The sequence below is a fragment of the Micromonospora sp. NPDC048830 genome (genome assembly GCF_043198215.1).
Lineage (GTDB): Bacteria > Actinomycetota > Actinomycetes > Mycobacteriales > Micromonosporaceae > Micromonospora.
In genome coordinates this window covers 21,566-38,102 of sequence record NZ_JBICUP010000032.1, presented here as the reverse complement: position 1 = coordinate 38,102, position 16,537 = coordinate 21,566, and the positions used below count along the sequence as shown (strand labels likewise).

General features: G+C 75.0%; 15 protein-coding genes. 5 read left to right on the top strand and 10 right to left on the bottom strand.

The genetic code is table 11. The features are described from left to right. Positions 1–260 precede the first annotated feature (260 nt). The 4 genes from ACGFIZ_RS24115 to ACGFIZ_RS24100 all read right to left on the bottom strand — a co-directional run bounded on the left by ACGFIZ_RS24115 (position 261) and on the right by ACGFIZ_RS24100 (position 6,119). The gene (locus tag ACGFIZ_RS24115; RefSeq protein ID WP_393422719.1) at positions 261–1,886 is read right to left on the bottom strand and encodes an MFS transporter; all 1,626 of its coding nucleotides are present in this window, start codon (positions 1,884–1,886) and stop codon (positions 261–263) included. Beyond that, on the bottom strand, positions 1,880–2,611 hold the full coding sequence (locus ACGFIZ_RS24110; RefSeq protein ID WP_393422717.1) for an SDR family NAD(P)-dependent oxidoreductase: 732 nt from the start codon (positions 2,609–2,611) through the stop codon (positions 1,880–1,882). The genes ACGFIZ_RS24115 and ACGFIZ_RS24110 overlap by 7 nt, the downstream gene beginning before the upstream one ends. A 71-nt stretch (positions 2,612–2,682) precedes the next feature. Then, complete coding sequence (locus ACGFIZ_RS24105; RefSeq protein ID WP_393422715.1) at positions 2,683–4,914, bottom strand: APC family permease; 2,232 nt, start codon at positions 4,912–4,914, stop codon at positions 2,683–2,685. Positions 4,915–5,099: 185 nt separating this feature from the next. Continuing rightward, a complete protein-coding gene (locus ACGFIZ_RS24100; protein WP_393422713.1) occupies positions 5,100–6,119 on the bottom strand; it encodes a DMT family transporter in 1,020 nt (339 codons plus the stop codon). Between the two features lie 60 nt (positions 6,120–6,179). Here ACGFIZ_RS24100 and ACGFIZ_RS24095 point away from each other — a divergent pair, with 60 nt between their 5' ends. Next, entirely contained in the window at positions 6,180–6,887 is a 708-nt protein-coding gene (locus tag ACGFIZ_RS24095; protein ID WP_393422711.1) for an HAD family hydrolase, read from the top strand. A gap of 120 nt (positions 6,888–7,007) precedes the next feature. Here ACGFIZ_RS24095 and ACGFIZ_RS24090 read toward each other — a convergent pair whose 3' ends face one another. Together ACGFIZ_RS24090 and ACGFIZ_RS24085 are read right to left on the bottom strand one after the other, a co-directional pair. Beyond that, positions 7,008–7,541: a hypothetical protein gene (locus tag ACGFIZ_RS24090; protein WP_393422709.1), complete on the bottom strand. Its 534-nt coding sequence runs from the start codon at positions 7,539–7,541 to the stop codon at positions 7,008–7,010. A gap of 70 nt (positions 7,542–7,611) precedes the next feature. Next, positions 7,612–8,481: a PhzF family phenazine biosynthesis protein gene (locus tag ACGFIZ_RS24085; RefSeq protein WP_393422708.1), complete on the bottom strand. Its 870-nt coding sequence runs from the start codon at positions 8,479–8,481 to the stop codon at positions 7,612–7,614. 33 nt (positions 8,482–8,514) lie between these two features. Here ACGFIZ_RS24085 and ACGFIZ_RS24080 point away from each other — a divergent pair, with 33 nt between their 5' ends. The 3 genes from ACGFIZ_RS24080 to ACGFIZ_RS24070 all read left to right on the top strand — a co-directional run bounded on the left by ACGFIZ_RS24080 (position 8,515) and on the right by ACGFIZ_RS24070 (position 11,649). Then, positions 8,515–9,801 (top strand): magnesium transporter MgtE N-terminal domain-containing protein, encoded by a 1,287-nt coding sequence (locus ACGFIZ_RS24080; RefSeq protein WP_393422707.1) that lies wholly within the window; start codon positions 8,515–8,517, stop codon positions 9,799–9,801. Beyond that, positions 9,794–10,414 carry a DUF1003 domain-containing protein gene (locus ACGFIZ_RS24075; protein ID WP_393422706.1) on the top strand — a complete coding sequence of 207 codons (621 nt, stop codon included), beginning with the start codon at positions 9,794–9,796 and terminating at the stop codon, positions 10,412–10,414. The genes ACGFIZ_RS24080 and ACGFIZ_RS24075 overlap by 8 nt, the downstream gene beginning before the upstream one ends. An 86-nt stretch (positions 10,415–10,500) precedes the next feature. Next, complete coding sequence (locus ACGFIZ_RS24070) at positions 10,501–11,649, top strand: Mrp/NBP35 family ATP-binding protein (protein WP_393422704.1); 1,149 nt, start codon at positions 10,501–10,503, stop codon at positions 11,647–11,649. Between the two features lie 233 nt (positions 11,650–11,882). Here ACGFIZ_RS24070 and ACGFIZ_RS24065 read toward each other — a convergent pair whose 3' ends face one another. After that, a complete protein-coding gene (locus ACGFIZ_RS24065; RefSeq protein WP_393422702.1) occupies positions 11,883–12,317 on the bottom strand; it encodes a preprotein translocase subunit TatB in 435 nt (144 codons plus the stop codon). 74 nt (positions 12,318–12,391) lie between these two features. Continuing rightward, positions 12,392–13,711, bottom strand: a complete 1,320-nt coding sequence (locus ACGFIZ_RS24060; RefSeq protein WP_393422700.1) for a trypsin-like peptidase domain-containing protein — start codon at positions 13,709–13,711, stop codon at positions 12,392–12,394. 300 nt (positions 13,712–14,011) lie between these two features. Between ACGFIZ_RS24060 and ACGFIZ_RS24055 the strand changes: the two genes are divergently transcribed. Further along, entirely contained in the window at positions 14,012–14,620 is a 609-nt protein-coding gene (locus tag ACGFIZ_RS24055; protein WP_393422698.1) for an O-methyltransferase, read from the top strand. A 21-nt stretch (positions 14,621–14,641) separates the two neighbouring features. On the opposite strand, the gene ACGFIZ_RS24050 is transcribed toward ACGFIZ_RS24055, so the two are convergent. Then, entirely contained in the window at positions 14,642–16,117 is a 1,476-nt protein-coding gene (locus tag ACGFIZ_RS24050; protein WP_393422696.1) for a leucyl aminopeptidase family protein, read from the bottom strand. A gap of 155 nt (positions 16,118–16,272) precedes the next feature. Beyond that, on the bottom strand, positions 16,273–16,440 hold the full coding sequence (locus ACGFIZ_RS24045) for a DUF3117 domain-containing protein (protein WP_007455245.1): 168 nt from the start codon (positions 16,438–16,440) through the stop codon (positions 16,273–16,275). Between the last annotated feature and the right edge of the window lie 97 nt (positions 16,441–16,537).

Below are 16,537 nucleotides of genomic sequence, written 5' to 3'. Positions count from 1 at the left end.
AAACCAAACAAACACGACAGCGGCGGTGAATCGGCGCGGGCCGGTCGGAGTCCGGGCAGCGGCGCCCGGGGCCGACAGGGTTCGGAGGTCGAGCACTCGCCGAAGCGCCGGCACGAGCGGGCGGCGACGGGCACCTCCGGCAGCGAACGCGACCACGGCCGGTCCAAGCTCGCGCACGAGGGGCGGATCCACCGCCAGGGTTCGGGGTGAGCGGGTGCCGGACCCGTACCCGAGCGGCCCGCACATGAGGTGCGGGCCGCTCAGACCGTGCGCTCCTCGGTCACCGGCCCGGCGGCGGCCGGGAACATGTGGCGTACGTCGGGCTCGCCGTCGGCGATCCCCCGGACCCGCTGCTCGGCCTCCTGGTCGGCCTCGGTGAGCCGGCCCCCGTGCTGGCGCAGGTGCTCGTCCCAGGACGGCACCAGGTAGACCTCCACGTACCGGTCCCGGCACTCCGCCTCGTGGAACAGCCCCCAGCGCATCGCCCCCGTACGCTGCCGCGACCCCCGGACCAGTTCCATCGCGGTCAGGAAGTCCGCCCTCCGCTCCGGCCGCACGGTGTAGGTGACCTCGATCAGCACCGGCCCGACCCGGGGATCCGGTTGGAGCGCGAGTTGCAGGCGCGGCCAGTAGGTCGCCGGGTCCCGTTTCACCCCGCGCAGCTCGGGCAGCGGCCAGATCTGGGACGTCACCGCGCTCAGCAGCATCAGCGCGCCCGCCCCGGCGAACGCGGCGACCAGCCCGGCGACGTCCGCGACCACGCCCCAGGCGAACGCCCCGACGGCCTGCCCGCCGCCCTGCACCACCTGGAAGACGGCCAGCCCCCGGGCGCGGACCCAGCCGGGCAGGAACAACTGGATCTCGGCGTTGACGTTGGCGAGCACGACGACCCACGCCAACCCGGCCGGCAGCAGGGCGACCAGCACCACCGGGACGATCCGGACGGACGCCACCACGAGCAGCGTCGCGCCGTAGAGCACCCCGGCCAGCAGCAGGAACTGGTTGGCCGTCAGCCGGGTCCGGATCCACGGCAGCAGCACGCCGCCCACGATCGCGCCCACGCCGAGGGCGGCCAGGAGCAGGCCGTACCCGCTGGAGTTCATGCCGAGCCGGCGGCTGGCCACCAGCGGCAGCAACGCCCACAGCGCGCTCGCCGGCAGCACGAACACCAGGGCCCGCCGCAGCAGGCGGCGGACGATCGGCGAGTGCCGGACGTACCGGCCGCCGGCGCGCAGCGCCGCCGTGAAGCGCTCCGGGACCTCGACGGCGCGGGCGTCGCCGGGCCGCCAGCGCAGCAGCGCGTACGCGAAGACCAGGAACGCCACGCCGTTGAGGGCGAACACGGGCGCGACGCCCAGCCGGGCGATCAGCACGCCGGCCACGGCCGGCCCGACGGCCCGGGCCAGATTCACGCTGATCGAGCCGAGCGCGGAGGCCGCCCGCAGGTGCTCCCGGGACACCAGCTCCGGGATCACCGACGCCCAGGCCGGCAGGGTGAGCGCCTGCCCCACGCCGAACGCGAAGGTGAGCGTGAGCAGCAACGCGGGCGGCATCCGGCCGGCCGCGGTGAGCAGGGCGAGCGCCGCCGCCACCCCCACCAGGAACAGCTGCACCGAGATCAGCAGGTGCCGGCGGTCGAAGGCGTCGGCCAGCGCGCCGGCCGGCAGCGCCAGCAGCAGCACCGGCAGCAGGCTCGCGGTCTGGACCAGCGCCACCAGCGTCGAGGCGTTCGACTGGTTGACCAGCAGCCACTGCGCGCCGACCGTCTGCATCCAGGTGCCGATGTTGGCGGCCAGCAGGGCCAGCCACAGGTTGCGGTAGACGGCGGTCCGCAGCGGCGCCCACGCGGAGGCCGTCGGCTCGGCGCCGCCGCCCGGCGTCACCACCGTCCGTCAGCGCGCAGCACGCGCTCCCCGGAGACGTAGAGGTCGTCGGGGTCCAGCAACAGCAGTCGTACGACCTCCTCGGCGACCTGCTCGGGCAGCGCGTAGATCTCGTCGAGGAAGTGGTCGCCCACCCGCTCCTGCAGCCGCGTCGGCATCGGCCCCGGGTGCAGCTGCATCACCTTGATCCGGTTGCTGTGCTGGGCCTCCGCCAGGGACTCGACCAGGCTGCTGCCGTAGCTCTTGGTGGCCCGGTAGACGGGGATGCCGGGGCGCGGCTGCACCACCGCCATGGCGCCGACGTACACCACGTTGCCGTAGCCCTGCCGGCGCAGGTGGTGCAGCGCCTCCTTGAGCACGTACGTCGTGCCGAGCGCGTTCACCTCCACCGCCCGGCGGATGTGGCCCGGGGTGAGCTGCTCCAGGTCGCCGCCCGCCCACACCGAGGCGCAGGCCGCGACGCCGTCGATCACGCCGTACCGGTCGGCCACCTCGGCGAAGACCGCGCGCACCTGGTCGTAGGACGAGACGTCGCAGACGGCGCCGGCGCAGCCGAGTTCGTCGCTCGCCCTGTCGACCTCCTCCTGCTGGTCGCTGAGCACGACCACGCGCTGCTCCTCGACGAGCAGCCGGGCGACGGCCAGCCCGAGCCCGCTGGTGCCGCCGGCGACCACGAAGGTGCGCACAGCCGGGTCTCCGGCCGCCGCGGCGTTCGACGGGTCGCGCACGGGCGCCGCCTTCCCGCTGTCGCGGGTTCCACACCCGGTCCCCCTGCGCCGCTCGCCGGTCGCCTTCGCCGTCAGCCGGGCAGGTGCACCGGGACGCTGGTCACCACCACCCCGGGCAGTCTGCGCAGCGCCCGGCGCAGCCGCTGCTCCGCCTGGCTGTGCAGCGGGCGGTACCAGCTGCGGCGCAGCACCACCTCCGGCACGATCACGGTGAACACGAGGTCGGGCCGGGAGGCGTGCAGCGCCTCCAGGTAGTGCGCCAGCGGCCCGATCACCGCCCGGTACGGCGAGACGACCGTCTCCAGCCGCACGTGGTCCCCCCACGCCTCCCACTGCTCGCGGAACTGGTCCGCCTCCCCCTCCTCGGGGGCGAGGTGCACCGCCAGGGTCGGCTGCCCGAGCGACGCCGCGTACGCCAGGGCGCGCAGCGAGGCCAGGTTCAGCCGGGCCACCGGCACGATCACCAGGTGTCGTACCTGCTGCGGCGACTCCTCCCCCTCCGGCGGACCGGGTCCCCGGTCGGCGGGGGCGGGACCGGCGGCCGGCGCCGCCCCCGGTGGTCGCAGGGCCAGCGCGTGGTTCAGCCGCCGGTAGTGCACCTGCACCCGGTGGAACAGCAGCACCAGCAGCGGCACGGCGACGACGACCACCCAGGCGCCCTCGGTGAACTTGGCGGACGCGGCGGTCAGCAACACCAGCCCGGACAGCGCCGCGCCGAGCGCGTTGACGGCCAGCCGGCGTCGCCAGCCCGCCCCCCGGTGACGGCGCCAGTGCACCACCATCCCCGCCTGGGACAGGGTGAACGCCAGGAACACCCCGACCGCGTACAGCGGGATCAGCGACTGGGTGTGCCCGCCGAACGCCACGAACACCACCGCCGCCGTCACCGACAGCACCACCAGGCCGTCGCTGAACGCCAGCCGGTCGCCCAGGTGCAGGAACCGGCGGGGCGCGTGCCCGGCCCGGGCCATGAAGAACAGCAGGCGCGGAAACCCGTTGTACGCGGTGTTCGCCGCCAGCAGCAGGATCAGCGCGGTGGCCGCCTGCACCAGCGCGTACCAGGGACCGGTCGGGAAGCTGTGCCGGGCCAACTGGGACAGCACCGTCTGCCCCGGTGCCGGCACCACGCCGTTCAGGTGGATCAGGACGACGATGCCGGCGAAGAGGGCCACCAGCATGCCCACCATGAAGCTGAGCGTGGCGCGGGCGTTGCGCCACTCCGTCGGCCGGAACGCCGGCACCGCGTTGGACACCGCCTCGATGCCGGTCATCGACACCGCCCCGGAGGAGAACGCCCGCAGCACCAGCAGCAGGCCCAGCCCCTCGACGACCGGCACGGGCGGCGGCGGCAGCGGCGCGAACCCCCGCCCGGCCGCCTGGACGAAGCCGGCACCGAGCACCGCCACCAGCGCGAGCACGAAGGCGTACGTGGGAATCGCGAAGATGTTCCCGGCGGTGCGTACGCCGCGCAGGTTGCCGGCGAGCAGCACCGCGATGACCAGGATGCCGAGCGGGACGGTGAACCGGGCGAGCCCCGGCAGCGCCGAGGTGACGGCGTTGACGCCCGCGGCGATCGACACCGACACGGTCAGCACGTAGTCCATCATCAGCCCGGCCGCGGCGGCCAGCCCTGCCATGGAACCCAGGTTGTCGCTGGCCACGATGTACGAGCCGGCGCCGTGCGGGTAGGCCGGGATGGTCTGCCGGTACGAGACGCCGACCACGACCATCAGCACCACCAGCAGGGCGGCCAGCGGCAGCGACAGCCCCAGCGCGCCGCCGCCGGCCAGCAGAAGCACGGACAGCATCGCCTCCGGCCCGTACGCCACCGAGCTGAGCAGGTCGGACGAGAGCACCGGGAGGGCGACCAGCTTGCGCATGCGCTCGTACAGCACGGCGGAGCTCCGCAGGGGCGGGCCGAACACCGCGCGGCGCAGCCGGGCCAGGCCCCGGCCGAGGCGGGACCCGGGCAGGGTGGCCCCCTCGGTGGCGACCAGTTCCTCCGGCTCGTTCTCCTCCGGTCGTTCCCCGCCTGCCGCGGCCTTCCCCGGCGGCTCTCCGCCCGCCGCGTTGGCCCGGAACATCTCGATCGGCGTCAGCCGGCCGAACCGGCTGGGCGTGGGACGACCCCGGTACCGGCCGAGCGTCGGATCGACCGGCAGCTCCCGGGACCAGCCCGGACGCCCCGGGGCCGTCCGCCACTGCGCCCCGATGCGCCGCAGCGCGTCGAGTTCAGCCGGGGTCAGCGGCGGGAACTCCGCGGAGGGCGTGACGACGGTCCCCTCACCGCGCCCCTCGCCCACCCGCCACCACCACCCCTCTCCCTTCGCACTCTCACCGAAAGCGCCCGGTCCGGCGGCGGAATGCCGAGTCTTACCGGAAAAGTGCGCGCGGCGTCGGGCCGGCCGGCGGCAACGCGGGTTCAGGTGGTGGGCGGTCCGGGAGCGGGTGGGCGGCAGCGGGCGCCCGGAAGCGGCTGGCGGCGGGCTCAGGCCGGGGGGCGCTCCGACAGTGGGGTGGCGTCGGCCGGCAGCGGGGTGGGAAGCGGCGCGGCCGGCCGGGCGGCGCGGGCCGCGCCGAGCACGACCACGACGACCCCGAGCAGGAGCACCGCCAGGCCGGGCAGTGCGACGGCCGGGGGCAGCTGCCCGAGCCACACCCAGGCGACCAGGGCCGCCCCGGGCGCCTCCAGCAGGGCCAGCACGCTCACCGTCGTCGCGGGGATCCGCCGCAGCAGGTGGTTGAACATCGAGTGGCCGAGCAGTTGGGCGCCGCCCACCAGCCCCAGGATCGCCAGCCAGGTGCCCGCGTCGTACCCGGCCAGCGGCACCCCGGCGACCAGGCAGACGACCAGCAGGATCAGCGCGCAGACCCCGTAGCAGACGGTGGTGTACGTGGTCGTGCTGACCGTGGTCCGGGCCCGCTCGCCGAGCGCGGTGTAGACCGCGGCGAACGCGCCGCCGGCCACCGCGAGCAGGTCGCCGGCGAACGCCCGCCCGGAGACGGCGAAGTCGGCCCCGGAGGCGAGCACCGCCCCGGCGACCGCCACCCCGATGCCAGCCCACACCGCCGCCGGCAGCCGCCGTCCCTGGGCCCGGGCGATGAGCCCCTGCCAGACCGGCTGGGTGGCCACCAGGGCGGTGGCGGCGGCCACCGAGGTCAGCTTGGTGCTCGGCATCCAGGTGGCGAAATGGGCGGCGAGCGCCACCCCGGACAGCACGCAGTACCAGCCCTCGCGCCGGCCCGCGCCCACCGTCAGCGCCCGGAACTCGGCCCGCCGCCGGGCCAGCGCGAACGGGCCGAGCGCGGCGGCCGAGAGCAGGTTCCGCCAGAACGCGATCGCCAGGGCCGGCGCGGCGGCGAAGGCGACCAGCGGTGCGGACGAGGAGACCGCCGCGACGGCCAGGACCACGATGCCGGCGGTCAGCAGGTCGGGCGAATGGTGAGGTACGGGTACGGCCACGGGACGGAATCCTGGCACGAACAGGCCAACACACACCGTCAGCATTCCATTACGATCATGGATATCCCGCCGGCAACCTCCTCGACCGTCCGGAGGCGCTTCCGCATGCCCGTCTTCCAAGCGGTGCTGTTCGACTTCTTCGGCACGCTCACGTGTCCCGTGCAGCGGGGCAGCGCGCACCGGCTCACCGCCGAGCTGCTCGGCTGCCCGGTCGACGCGCTCGCCGCCGTACTCGACCGCAGCTACTACGAGCGGGCCAGCGGGCGGTACGGCACCGCCGAGGCGACCATGCGCTGGGTGTGCGAACAGGCCGGCGTACACCCACCGGAGGGCGTGCTGCGCGCGGCGGTGGCCTCCCGGCACTCGGCGGTACGGGCGGACACCCGGCTGCGCGACGAGGCGGTACCGGTCCTGACGGGGCTGCGCCGGCGGGGCGTACGCACGGGTTTGATCAGCGACTGCACGCATGAGCTGCCGGCGTTCCTGCCGGAGCTGGCCGTGGCGCCGCTGCTCGACGTCCGGGTGTTCTCGGTGCAGGTGGGGCGGTGCAAGCCCGACCCGGCGCTCTACCTGGCGGCGTGCGGGCGGCTCGGTCTGACACCGGCCGACTGCCTGTACGTCGGGGACGGCGGCAGCCGGGAGCTGACCGGCGCCGAGCGGGCCGGCATGACGGCGGTGCGGCTGGCCGCCCCGGACCTCAGCGGGCACATGGTCTTCGACGCCGAGCCGGCCTGGGGCGGGCCGGCGCTGCGCTCGCTCGACGAGGTCCTCGACGTGGTGGACCGGGCCGACGTACCGGCCGGCTGCCGCTGACCACGGCCCCGGCGCGGCCGGCCGGCGCAGGCCCGACGGCCGGTCTCGGCGCGGGCAGAGGGCCGCAGCGCGACCGGCCAGCGCAGGCCGGCCGGCCGGTCTCGGCGCGGGCAGAGGGCCTCAGCGCGGGCGGACGCGGTGCAGCCGGAACGGCTTGCGGGTGACCCGGACGACCGGGGCGTCCCGGGGCGGCTCGGCGAGCGAGCCGTCCGGCAGTCGGTCGCCCGCCGCCGGCTCGCCGGCCGGGGTCAGCCGGCTGAGGGCGCAGCCGCTCGCGGCCCAGCGGTCGACCAGCTCGGCGGTGGGGCCGGGGGCGTTCAGCCGCTTGACGGCCACCGTCGGGGCCAGCGTCGTCCACTCCTCGGTGCCCGGCTGGATCCGGGTCACCCGGGCCGGCCAGGTCACGATCCGGCCGGCGTGGTCGCCGCGCAGGGTGACGTCCGCGCCGGCGGCCTCGGCCAGTCCGGGCGCGGCCTGCTCCCCGGGGCCGCTGACGATCAGGAGTGACCCCTCCGCCGGCACGCACCACAGCGCCCGCGCCGGCCCGCCCGCGACGCTCACCCAGGCGACGGCGGCCTTCTTCACCGCCTCGTCGACCAGGGGCGTGCTGACCCGATCCCGCACCTCGTCAGTCACCTCGGCATCCTCCCGCATTCCGCCCGTCCCGCACACCCCGTCAGCGTCCCTCCCGCACACCCCGTCAGCGTCCCTCCCGCACACCCCGTCAGCCGACGAACGGCGGGACGGCGATCTCGCCGCGGGCCACCGGCATGACGCCGCCGCTGACCGTGGCGCCGACGGCGACCCCGTCGACGGCGGTGACGGCGCAGGCCAGGAAGGAGGGGCGGCCCATCTCGACGCCCTGCCGGACGGCGTACTCCGCGCGGCCGTCGCCGGGGAGCAGGCCGCTGGCGACCAGCCACACGCCGAGCCCGAGGGCGGCCGACCCGGTGGCCGGGTCCTCCGGCACGCCGAGGCCGGGCACGAACACGCGGGCGTGCGCGGTTTGCGCCGCCGGATCCCAGGAGAAGACGCTGATGTGCTCGATGCCGTACCGCTCCGCCGCCGCCGCGTCCACCCGGGCACGGGCCACCGCGTCCGGGCGCACCGGCAGGTACGGGAACTCGAGTCCGCAGCCGGCCACCCGGGGGGCCGGGCCGGCGTGGTCCCCGGCGGTGAGGCCGGCCATTTCCAGCAGCGGCTCCGGGTCCAGCTCCGGGCCGAGGGTGGGGACGCCGCCGGTCAGCGTGGCACCGGTGGCGGCCACCTCGATCGGCAGGACCCCGGCGCCGCACTCCTGGCTGACCTGCCCCACGCCGAACATCCCGCGCCGGCACGCGGTCACCGCCGCGCCGACGCTGGGGTGACCGGCGAACGGCAGTTCCTCGGCCGGGGTGAAGATCCGCGCGCGGTAGGTGGCCCCGACCTGCGTGGGCGGCAGCACGAACACCGTCTCGGACAGGTTGAACTCCAGCGCGAGCGCCTGCATCTGTTCGGTGGCCAGCCCTTCGGCGCCGAACACCACCGCCAGCGGGTTTCCGGCGAAGGGGCGGTCGGTGAAGACGTCCACGATCTCGTAGGCCAAGGTCGACATGTTGATAAACAGTAGGCGCTTAGGCTGGTGGCCGTGAGCACGCCGAACCGGGTCTACATCGCCAGACTCGCCGGAGTCGCCGTCTTCGATCCCAACGGCGACCAGGTGGGACGGGTGCGGGACGCGGTGGCCCGGCTCCGGGCGACCCCGGGTCCGCCGGAGGTGGTGGGCCTGGTCGCGGAGATGCCGATGCGTCGGCGGATCTTCCTGTCCATCAACCGGGTCACCTCGATCGACCCCGGCGCGGTCGTGCTCGGCAGCGGCACGCTCAACCTGCGGCGGTTCGAGAAGCGGCCGAACGAGCTGCTGGTGCTGCAGGAGCTGCTGGACCGGCGGGTGCAGCTGGAGCCGGCCGGCCAGCCGGGCACGGTGGTCGACGTGGCGATGGAGTGCAGCCGGGGCGGCGAGTGGTCGCTGGCCCGGGTCGCGGTTCGCGAGCAGACCGGCCGGCTCACCCGCCGGGGCCACCTGCACCAGGTGACCTGGGACCGGGTGCGCGGCCTGAGCGGCATCAGCGAGGACCGGGGTACGGCCAACCTGCTCGCCGTACTAGAGGACATGCGCCCGGCGGACCTGGCGAACGCCCTGCAGGACCTGCCGGACGCCCGGCGCAACGAGGTCGCGGCGGCGCTGGACGACGAGCGGCTGGCCGACGTGCTCAGCGAGCTGCCCGAACACGACCAGGTGGAGATCCTCGCCGCACTGGACCGGGAACGCGCCGCCGACGTACTGGAGGAGATGGACCCGGACGACGCGGCCGACCTGCTCAACGAGCTGCCCCCGCCCGAGCAGGACGTGCTGCTCGACCTGATGGAGCCGGACGAGGCCGACCCGGTGCGGCAGCTGCTGAAGTACAGCTCGGGCACGGCCGGCAGCGTGATGACCTCGGAGCCCGTGATCCTGCCCCCGGACGCCACGGTGGCCGAGGCGCTCGCGCGGATCCGCGAGGAGCAGCTCTCCCCGGCGGTGGCCGCGCAGGTCTTCGTGACCCGCGCGCCGATGACCACCCCGACCGGCCGGTACCTCGGCATGGTGCACTTCCAGCGGCTGCTCCGCGAACCCCCGGCGGACCTGCTCGGCGGGGTGGTGGTCAACGACATCGACCCGCTGCGCCCGACCACCCCGCTGCCGGAGATCACCCGCCGGATGGCCACCTACGACCTGGTCGCCATGCCGGTGGTGGACCGGAACAACCGGCTGGTCGGCGCCGTGACGGTGGACGACGTGCTGGACCACTCGCTGCCGCCGGACTGGCGGGAGCGGGACACCGCGACCGCCCCCGCCCCCGGCGACGAGCTGCTGGACGGTGGGAATGAGTGAGCCGCGCCGGGCCGAACGGCTGGACCAGCCGCGCGAGCCCCGGGGCCTGAAGCTGCCCCGGATCGACCATGAGGCGTTCGGCCGCTGGTCCGAGGGGATCGCCCGGAACATGGGCACGGCCATGTTCATCGTCTACATGACGCTGGTGATCGCGATCTGGTTCGCCTGGAACACCCTGGCCCCGGCGAGCTGGCGGTTCGACCCGTACACCTTCACGTTCCTGACCCTGGTGCTGTCGTTGCAGGCGTCGTACGCGGCCCCGCTGATCCTGCTCGCGCAGAACCGGCAGGCCGACCGGGACCGGGTGGCGCTGGAGGAGGACCGGCGCCGGGCGACCATGCAGAAGGCCGACACCGAGTACCTGGCCCGGGAGATCGCCGCGCTGCGGATCGCGATGGGCGAGGTGGCGACCCGCGACTTCCTCCGCTCCGAGCTGGCCCGGCTGGCCGAGGAGCTGGACGAGGCGAACCAGCGGCGGCAGCGGCTGGAGCGCCGGCAGCCGGACCGGACGCCGCCGCGCGGCGGGGGGCAGCCGCTCGACGAGCCGCGCGACGAGCTGGACGGCGACCTCCCCCGCGACGGTCGCCCGGAGGGGCCGGTCCGGGAGCACTGAGCCGCCCGGCACCTTGCCGATCGACTCGCTCACACCGGGCCCCGCCAGCGGCCGGCACGGACCAGCCCCGACGTAGCATTGCGGGCATGTCAGCACCCGTCAGCACCGTCGCGGACGCCGTCCAGGCCGCCCTGGCCACCGTCGACGACCCGGAGATCCGCCGGCCCATCACCGACCTCGGCATGGTCCGCTCCGCCCAGGTCGGCGACGACGGCGTGGTCCGGGTCGAGCTGCTGCTCACCGTCGCGGGCTGCCCGCTGAAGGAGAAGCTGCGCACGGACATCACCGCCGCCGTCGGCGCGGTGCCCGGGGTGACCGGGGTCGAGATCGAGTTCGGGGTGATGAGCCCGGAGCAGCGCCAGGCGCTCCAGTCGAAGCTGCGCGGCGGCGGCGCCACGGAGGAGCCCGTCATCCCGTTCGCCCAGCCCGGTTCCCGCACCCGCGTGTACGCCGTGGCCAGCGGCAAGGGCGGCGTCGGCAAGTCCAGCGTCACGGTCAACCTGGCCGCCGCGCTGGCCGCCCGGGGGCTCTCCGTCGGCGTGGTCGACGCCGACATCTACGGCCACTCCGTGCCCCGGATGCTCGGCGCGGACGGCCGCCCCACCCGCGTCGAGGACATGATCATGCCGCCGCAGTCGCACGGCGTGAAGGTCATCTCGATCGGCATGTTCACCGCCGGCAACGCGGCGGTGGTCTGGCGCGGCCCGATGCTGCACCGGGCGTTGCAGCAGTTCCTCGCCGACGTGTACTGGGGCGACCTGGACGTGCTGCTGCTCGACCTGCCCCCGGGCACCGGCGACGTGGCCATCTCGCTGGCCCAACTGCTGCCGAACGCCGAGATCCTGGTGGTCACCACGCCCCAGGCTGCCGCCGCGGAGGTGGCCGAGCGGGCCGGTGCGATCGCGCTCCAGACTCACCAGCGCGTCGTCGGTGTCATCGAGAACATGTCCTGGCTGGAGCTGCCGGACGGCTCCCGGATGGAGATCTTCGGCGCCGGCGGCGGCCGGGCCGTCGCCGAGTCGCTGACCCGGACCATCGGCGCCGAGGTGCCGCTGCTCGGCCAGGTCCCGCTGGACACCCGGGTCCGGGAGGCCGGCGACGCCGGCAACCCGGTCGTGCTCGCCGAGCCGGAGTCGCCGGCGGCGAAGGCCCTGGACCAGGTCGCCGACCGGCTGGCGGTGCGCCGCGAGTCGCTGCTCGGCAAGCCGCTGGGTCTCAAGCCGGCCGGCCGCTGACGGGTGGGTCGCTGACGGCGGGTCGTTACGGTGGGGTGGGGCCCGCCGTGACCGGCTCCGGGCGGTCAGGCTTGATCCCTCCGCCGGTCACGGCGGGCCCCACCCGGTTCGTGCCGGGCGCTGTCCGTCGGTCCGTCGCGGTTCTGGGGGCGACCCCTACCCCATTCGCGTACGAGGAGGGGGTCCGCTCCGTCCGGAGCGGACCCCCTGCTGGGTCCCGGCTGGGGTTGGGCTCAGGTGATGTCGTCGTAGCCGGCGGTCCGGGGGGCGGGAGCGGGCGCGCCGCCGCCCGAGGTGGCCGTGGTCGTCGGGCCGCCGGTCGGCCTGCGGATGTCCGCCGCCCTGGCCACGTCCTTCAGGTCGTTGTGCACGCCGCCGACATCGGCCTTCAGGGTGTCGTAGACCCCCTGGAGCGGTTTCCGGATCGCCTGCTCGTCCTCCTCGCTGAGCAGGTGCTTGCGGATGAACGCCTTCGGGTGCAGGTCCTCCAGCTGGATGTCGGTGCCCAGCTCCCGGCTCAGGTCGCTGGTGGCGTTGCGCGCCATGTTGCGCAGGTTGCTCACCAGCCGCAGCCCGTCACCGATCACCTTGGGCAGCCGGTCGCCGAAGATCAGCAGCGCCAGGAGCAGCAGCGCGCCGATCTCCCACCAGTTCAGGTTCTCGAACACGCCGCTGGCCTCCTCGTCGCCGTCACGCCAAGACTACGCACGTCGGAGCCGGTCGGGGAGGGGTGGCCGGCTCCCTACTTGGCGTCTGCGGCGAGGGTCACGGAGGCGTTCAGCCGGGCGGAACCCCGCCGATACTCCACGGTCACCACCGAGCCCGGCGCGAACTTGCGGACCAGGGCGATCAGGTCGGTGGGATCGGTCATCGGGCGGCCGTTGAGCCGCAGGATCACGTCCCCGGCCTTGAGCCCGGCCCCGGCCGCGGGCCCCGACGGTTCCACCGCCGCCAGGCGTACGCCGCCGGCGCCCGTGGCCGAGCCGGTGCCGCCCACCTGCGCGCCGATCACCGTACGGCGGGCCTTGCCGGTGCCGATGATGTCCTGGGTGACCCGCTTGGCCTGGTTGATCGGGATGGCGAAGGCGAGCCCGATGTTGCCGGCCTCCTGCCCGTCGGCCACCAGCGACTTGATCGTCGAGTTCACGCCGATCACGCGGCCGGCCGAGTCGACGAGCGGGCCGCCGGAGTTGCCGTGGTTCACCGCGGCGTCGGTCTGGATGGCCGCGTAGTAGCGCGTGGGGCCGCCCGGCTCGCCGGCCTGCATCGTCCGGTCGAGAGCGCTCACGATGCCCGCCGTCACCGTGTTCGCCAGCGACAGCGGCGAGCCGATCGCCAGCACCGGGTCGCCCACGGCCAGGGCCTCGGAGTCGCCGAACTCCACCGGCCGCAGGCCCGTCCGGGTCACCTTGATCACCGCGAGGTCGGACTCCGGGTCCTGCCCCACGACGCTGGCCGAGGCGGTGCTGCCGTCGGTGAACACCACCGTCGCCTTGCCGGTGCCGCCGGCGACGACGTGGTCGTTGGTGACCACGTGCCCCTCGGCGCTGACGATGAAGCCGGAACCCTCGCTCGTGCCGCCCAGGCTCGCCACCCGGACGGTGACCACGCTGGGCAGCACCTTCTCGGCGACCCCGGCCAGCGACTCCGGCCGGCGCTGGGCGAGCGCGGGCGGGTCCGCCGGGTCGGCGCCGAGCACCGGCTGCCCGGTCACGCCGCCGCGCACCGCGAACGCGTACCCCAGGGCACCGCCGAGGGCGCCGGCGAGCAGCGCGGTGACCAGCGGGATCAGCAGCAGTTGCCGCAGCCGCGGCCGGCCCGGCGCGTCCGGGTCGGTGACCGGCTCGGGCTCCGTACCGGGGGCACCGACCGGGCCCGGGACGATCACCGCCGCCGGGGAGCGCGGGTCCCGCCACGGATCGGTGAGCGCGTCGGACCACCAGGGCGAGGTCGGTCCGCTCGGGGCGCCCGGGAACGCCGTCGGCCGTTCGGCCGGCGCCGCGCCCGACGCCGGCGGCGTCGGGCTTCCCCCTGGCTGGCGCCAGTCCCAGCCGTCGGTCACGTCGTGCCTCCCAGTCGTCCCCGCATCCCTCGCCACGCGCCCGGCCCGGGTGGCCGGTCCCGACGACGGGGATGCCGCCTCCAGGATTGCACGAATGCCCCGAGCGCAGTCAGCGCTTGTCCGCATGATCGTTGGGCCGCAAACCACCCCGGCCGGGCTCGTTCCGCCGATGATCGTCGGGCACCGGACTCGCGGCGGCGTGCGTCCGGCCCCGCCTCTAGGCTCATAGCGCCAGCCCGCCCCTGACGGAGGTGTCCCATCGCCACGGCCGCCAGTTCCGGTAGTTCGCCGACGCAGGCGTTGCAGTTCGCCGAGTCGTACGTCACCGAGGACCTCGTGCTGCGGACCGCCCGCAGCCTCGCCCACGAGGTCGGCCTCGACGCGGTGACCCCCGGCGCGGGCGCCGCGCTGCGGCTGCTCGCCGCCGCCGGTAGCGCGCGGGCGGTGGTGGAGATCGGCACCGGCACCGGCGTCAGCGGTGTCTGGCTGCTGCGCGGGATGCGCCCGGACGGCGTCCTCACCACCATCGACGTCGAGGTGGAGCACCAGCGGATCGCCCGCCGGATCTTCACGGAGGCCGGTTTCCCCGCCGGGCGTACCCGGATCATCACCGGCCGGGCGCTGGACGTCCTGCCCCGGCTGGCCGACGGCGCGTACGACCTGGTCTTCGTCGACGCGGAGTCGACCAACTTCAACGCCTGCGAGGACGCGGCGCTGCGGCTGCTGCGCCCGGGCGGGGTGCTCGTCCTCAACGGCGCCCTGGCCGGGGGCCGGATCGGCGACCCGGCGGCGCGGGACGTGGAGACGGTCACCGTCCGGGAGGCCATCAAGGCGATCCGGGAGTCCGAGCACTGGATCCCCGCGCTACTCCCCCTCGGGCACGGCCTCCTGGCCGCCGTCAAGTGCTGACCCGCCCCGGAATGCTCCTGGTCAGGTGAGCGTGGCGAGCCAGCGGAGCAGGCCGCGGACCCCCCAGCCCGTGGCGCCCCGGCTCAGCTCCGCGTCGTCACGCTCGGCCCAGGACGGCGCGGACATGTCGACGTGCAGCCAGCGCTGCCGCAGGTCGCCGGTGAACTCGCGCAGGTACAGCGCGGCCACCACCGACCCCGCTCCCTGAGTGGGGGCGCTGTACAGGTCGGCGATGTCGCTGCGCAGGTACTGGACGTAGTCGGCCGGCAGCGGCATCCGCCACGCCGTCTCGCCGGCCGCGTCGATGGCGGCCAGCAGATCGGCGGCCAACTGGTCGTTCTCGCTGTACAGGGCGCCCGTCCGCGTGCCCAACGCGATCGCGTTCGCGCCGGTGAGGGTGGCCAGGTCGATCAGCAGGTCCGGCTTGAGGTCGGCGACGGCGTACGCGAGCGCGTCGGCGAGCACCAGCCGCCCCTCGGCGTCGGAGTTGGTGGTCTCGCTCGTGACGCCGCCGTAGTGCCGGACGACGTCGCCGGGGCGGAACGCCGACCCGCTGACCATGTTCTCCGCGAGCGGCGTCAGGGTGGTGACCCGGACCGGCAGCCGCAGCGCGGCGGCGCCCAGCGTCGCGGCGACCACGGCGGCGGCGCCGGCCATGTCCTTGCGCATCAGCTTCATCGCGTCGCTGGGCTTGATGGAGATGCCGCCGGTGTCGAACGTGATCCCCTTGCCGACCAGGACCACGTGCGTGCGCGCCCCCACCGGCCGCCAGTCCAGCTCGACCAGCCGCGGCCCGCTGGCCGAGCCGCCGCCGACGGCGAGGATGCCGCCGAAGCCCTCGGCCGCCAACTCGTCCGGCTGCCGGACCCGCAGGTGCAGGTCGGGCTCGCCGGCCGCGGCCGCCTCGACCTGCTCGGCGAACCACTGCGGGTTCTTCACGGACGACGGGGTGTTGGTCAGGTCCCGGGCCAGACGCGTCATCCGGGCCGTGACCACGGCGGCCTCGACCGCCTCGTCGTACGCGGCGGGGTCGGTCACCACGAGGTCGACGCCGGTCAGCGTCGGCGCCTCGTCGGCCGCCCCCAGCCGGAACCGGTACGACGCCAGCAGCAGCCCCTCGACGAGGCCGCGCACCGAGGCGGCCGGGGCGCCGCCCGGCACCGCGACAGTGACGTGCGTCTCATCCGCGGCCGACCGGGCCAGCGCCGCGCCCGCCGCCCGCCAGCCGCGCTCGTCCGCCTCGCCCACCCCGGCCAGCAGCAGCCGGCCAGGGGTGCGCCCCGGTCGCAGGTGTACGTGCACCTCGCCGGCCCGCCCCGTGGCCCGGGCGGCGGGAACCAGGGCGGCCGCCTCGGCCAGCAGCTCGTCGGCGACGGCCGGCAGGCTCGACTCCAGCGTGGCCCGGGGACCGTCGCCCTCGGCGTCCCCGGCGGGCCGGATGGGCAGGACCAGAGCATCGGGCCGCTCGGGCGCGGTCACCAGACGGATGGCCAACACGCTGGACCGTACCTCCAGAAAAGTCGAAAAAAGCGGGGGCTCGCCCACCAGGCCGGCCGCCCGCGGCGGTGAAGGCCCTGAGCCACCGGCCGGGCCGGTGGCTCAGGGATGTATGGACCGTCCGCTCGACGAACGCCGCCCGGACCGCTTCTCGGTCAGCCGGCGGCTGCCTTCAGCGCGTCACCGAGCGCGTTGGCCTCGTCGGGAGTCATCTCGACGACGAGCCGGCCACCACCCTCCAGCGGGACCCGCATGACGATGCCCCGGCCCTCCTTGGTGACTTCCAGCGGACCGTCGCCCGTCCGCGGCTTCATCGCCGCCATGTTGTCTCCCCTCAGACCTACACCAGGGTCGGTGGGTTGCCCCACAGCCTCTTCGCAACACCCGCCGCAACGTGCGGGGGCGCCGACCAACGATTTT

What these genes read in the sequence shown, in the direction of transcription:
- ACGFIZ_RS24100 (WP_393422713.1), bottom strand. Translation starts at nt 6,119, where the DNA reads ATGCTGACGGTGTGTGTTGGCCTGTTCGTGCCAGGATTCCGTCCCGTG.
- ACGFIZ_RS24095 (WP_393422711.1), top strand. Translation starts at nt 6,180, where the DNA reads ATGCCCGTCTTCCAAGCGGTGCTGTTCGACTTCTTCGGCACGCTCACG.
- ACGFIZ_RS24090 (WP_393422709.1), bottom strand. Translation starts at nt 7,541, where the DNA reads ATGCGGGAGGATGCCGAGGTGACTGACGAGGTGCGGGATCGGGTCAGC.
- ACGFIZ_RS24085 (WP_393422708.1), bottom strand. Translation starts at nt 8,481, where the DNA reads ATGTCGACCTTGGCCTACGAGATCGTGGACGTCTTCACCGACCGCCCC.
- ACGFIZ_RS24075 (WP_393422706.1), top strand. Translation starts at nt 9,794, where the DNA reads ATGAGTGAGCCGCGCCGGGCCGAACGGCTGGACCAGCCGCGCGAGCCC.
- ACGFIZ_RS24070 (WP_393422704.1), top strand. Translation starts at nt 10,501, where the DNA reads ATGTCAGCACCCGTCAGCACCGTCGCGGACGCCGTCCAGGCCGCCCTG.
- ACGFIZ_RS24045 (WP_007455245.1), bottom strand. Translation starts at nt 16,440, where the DNA reads ATGGCGGCGATGAAGCCGCGGACGGGCGACGGTCCGCTGGAAGTCACC.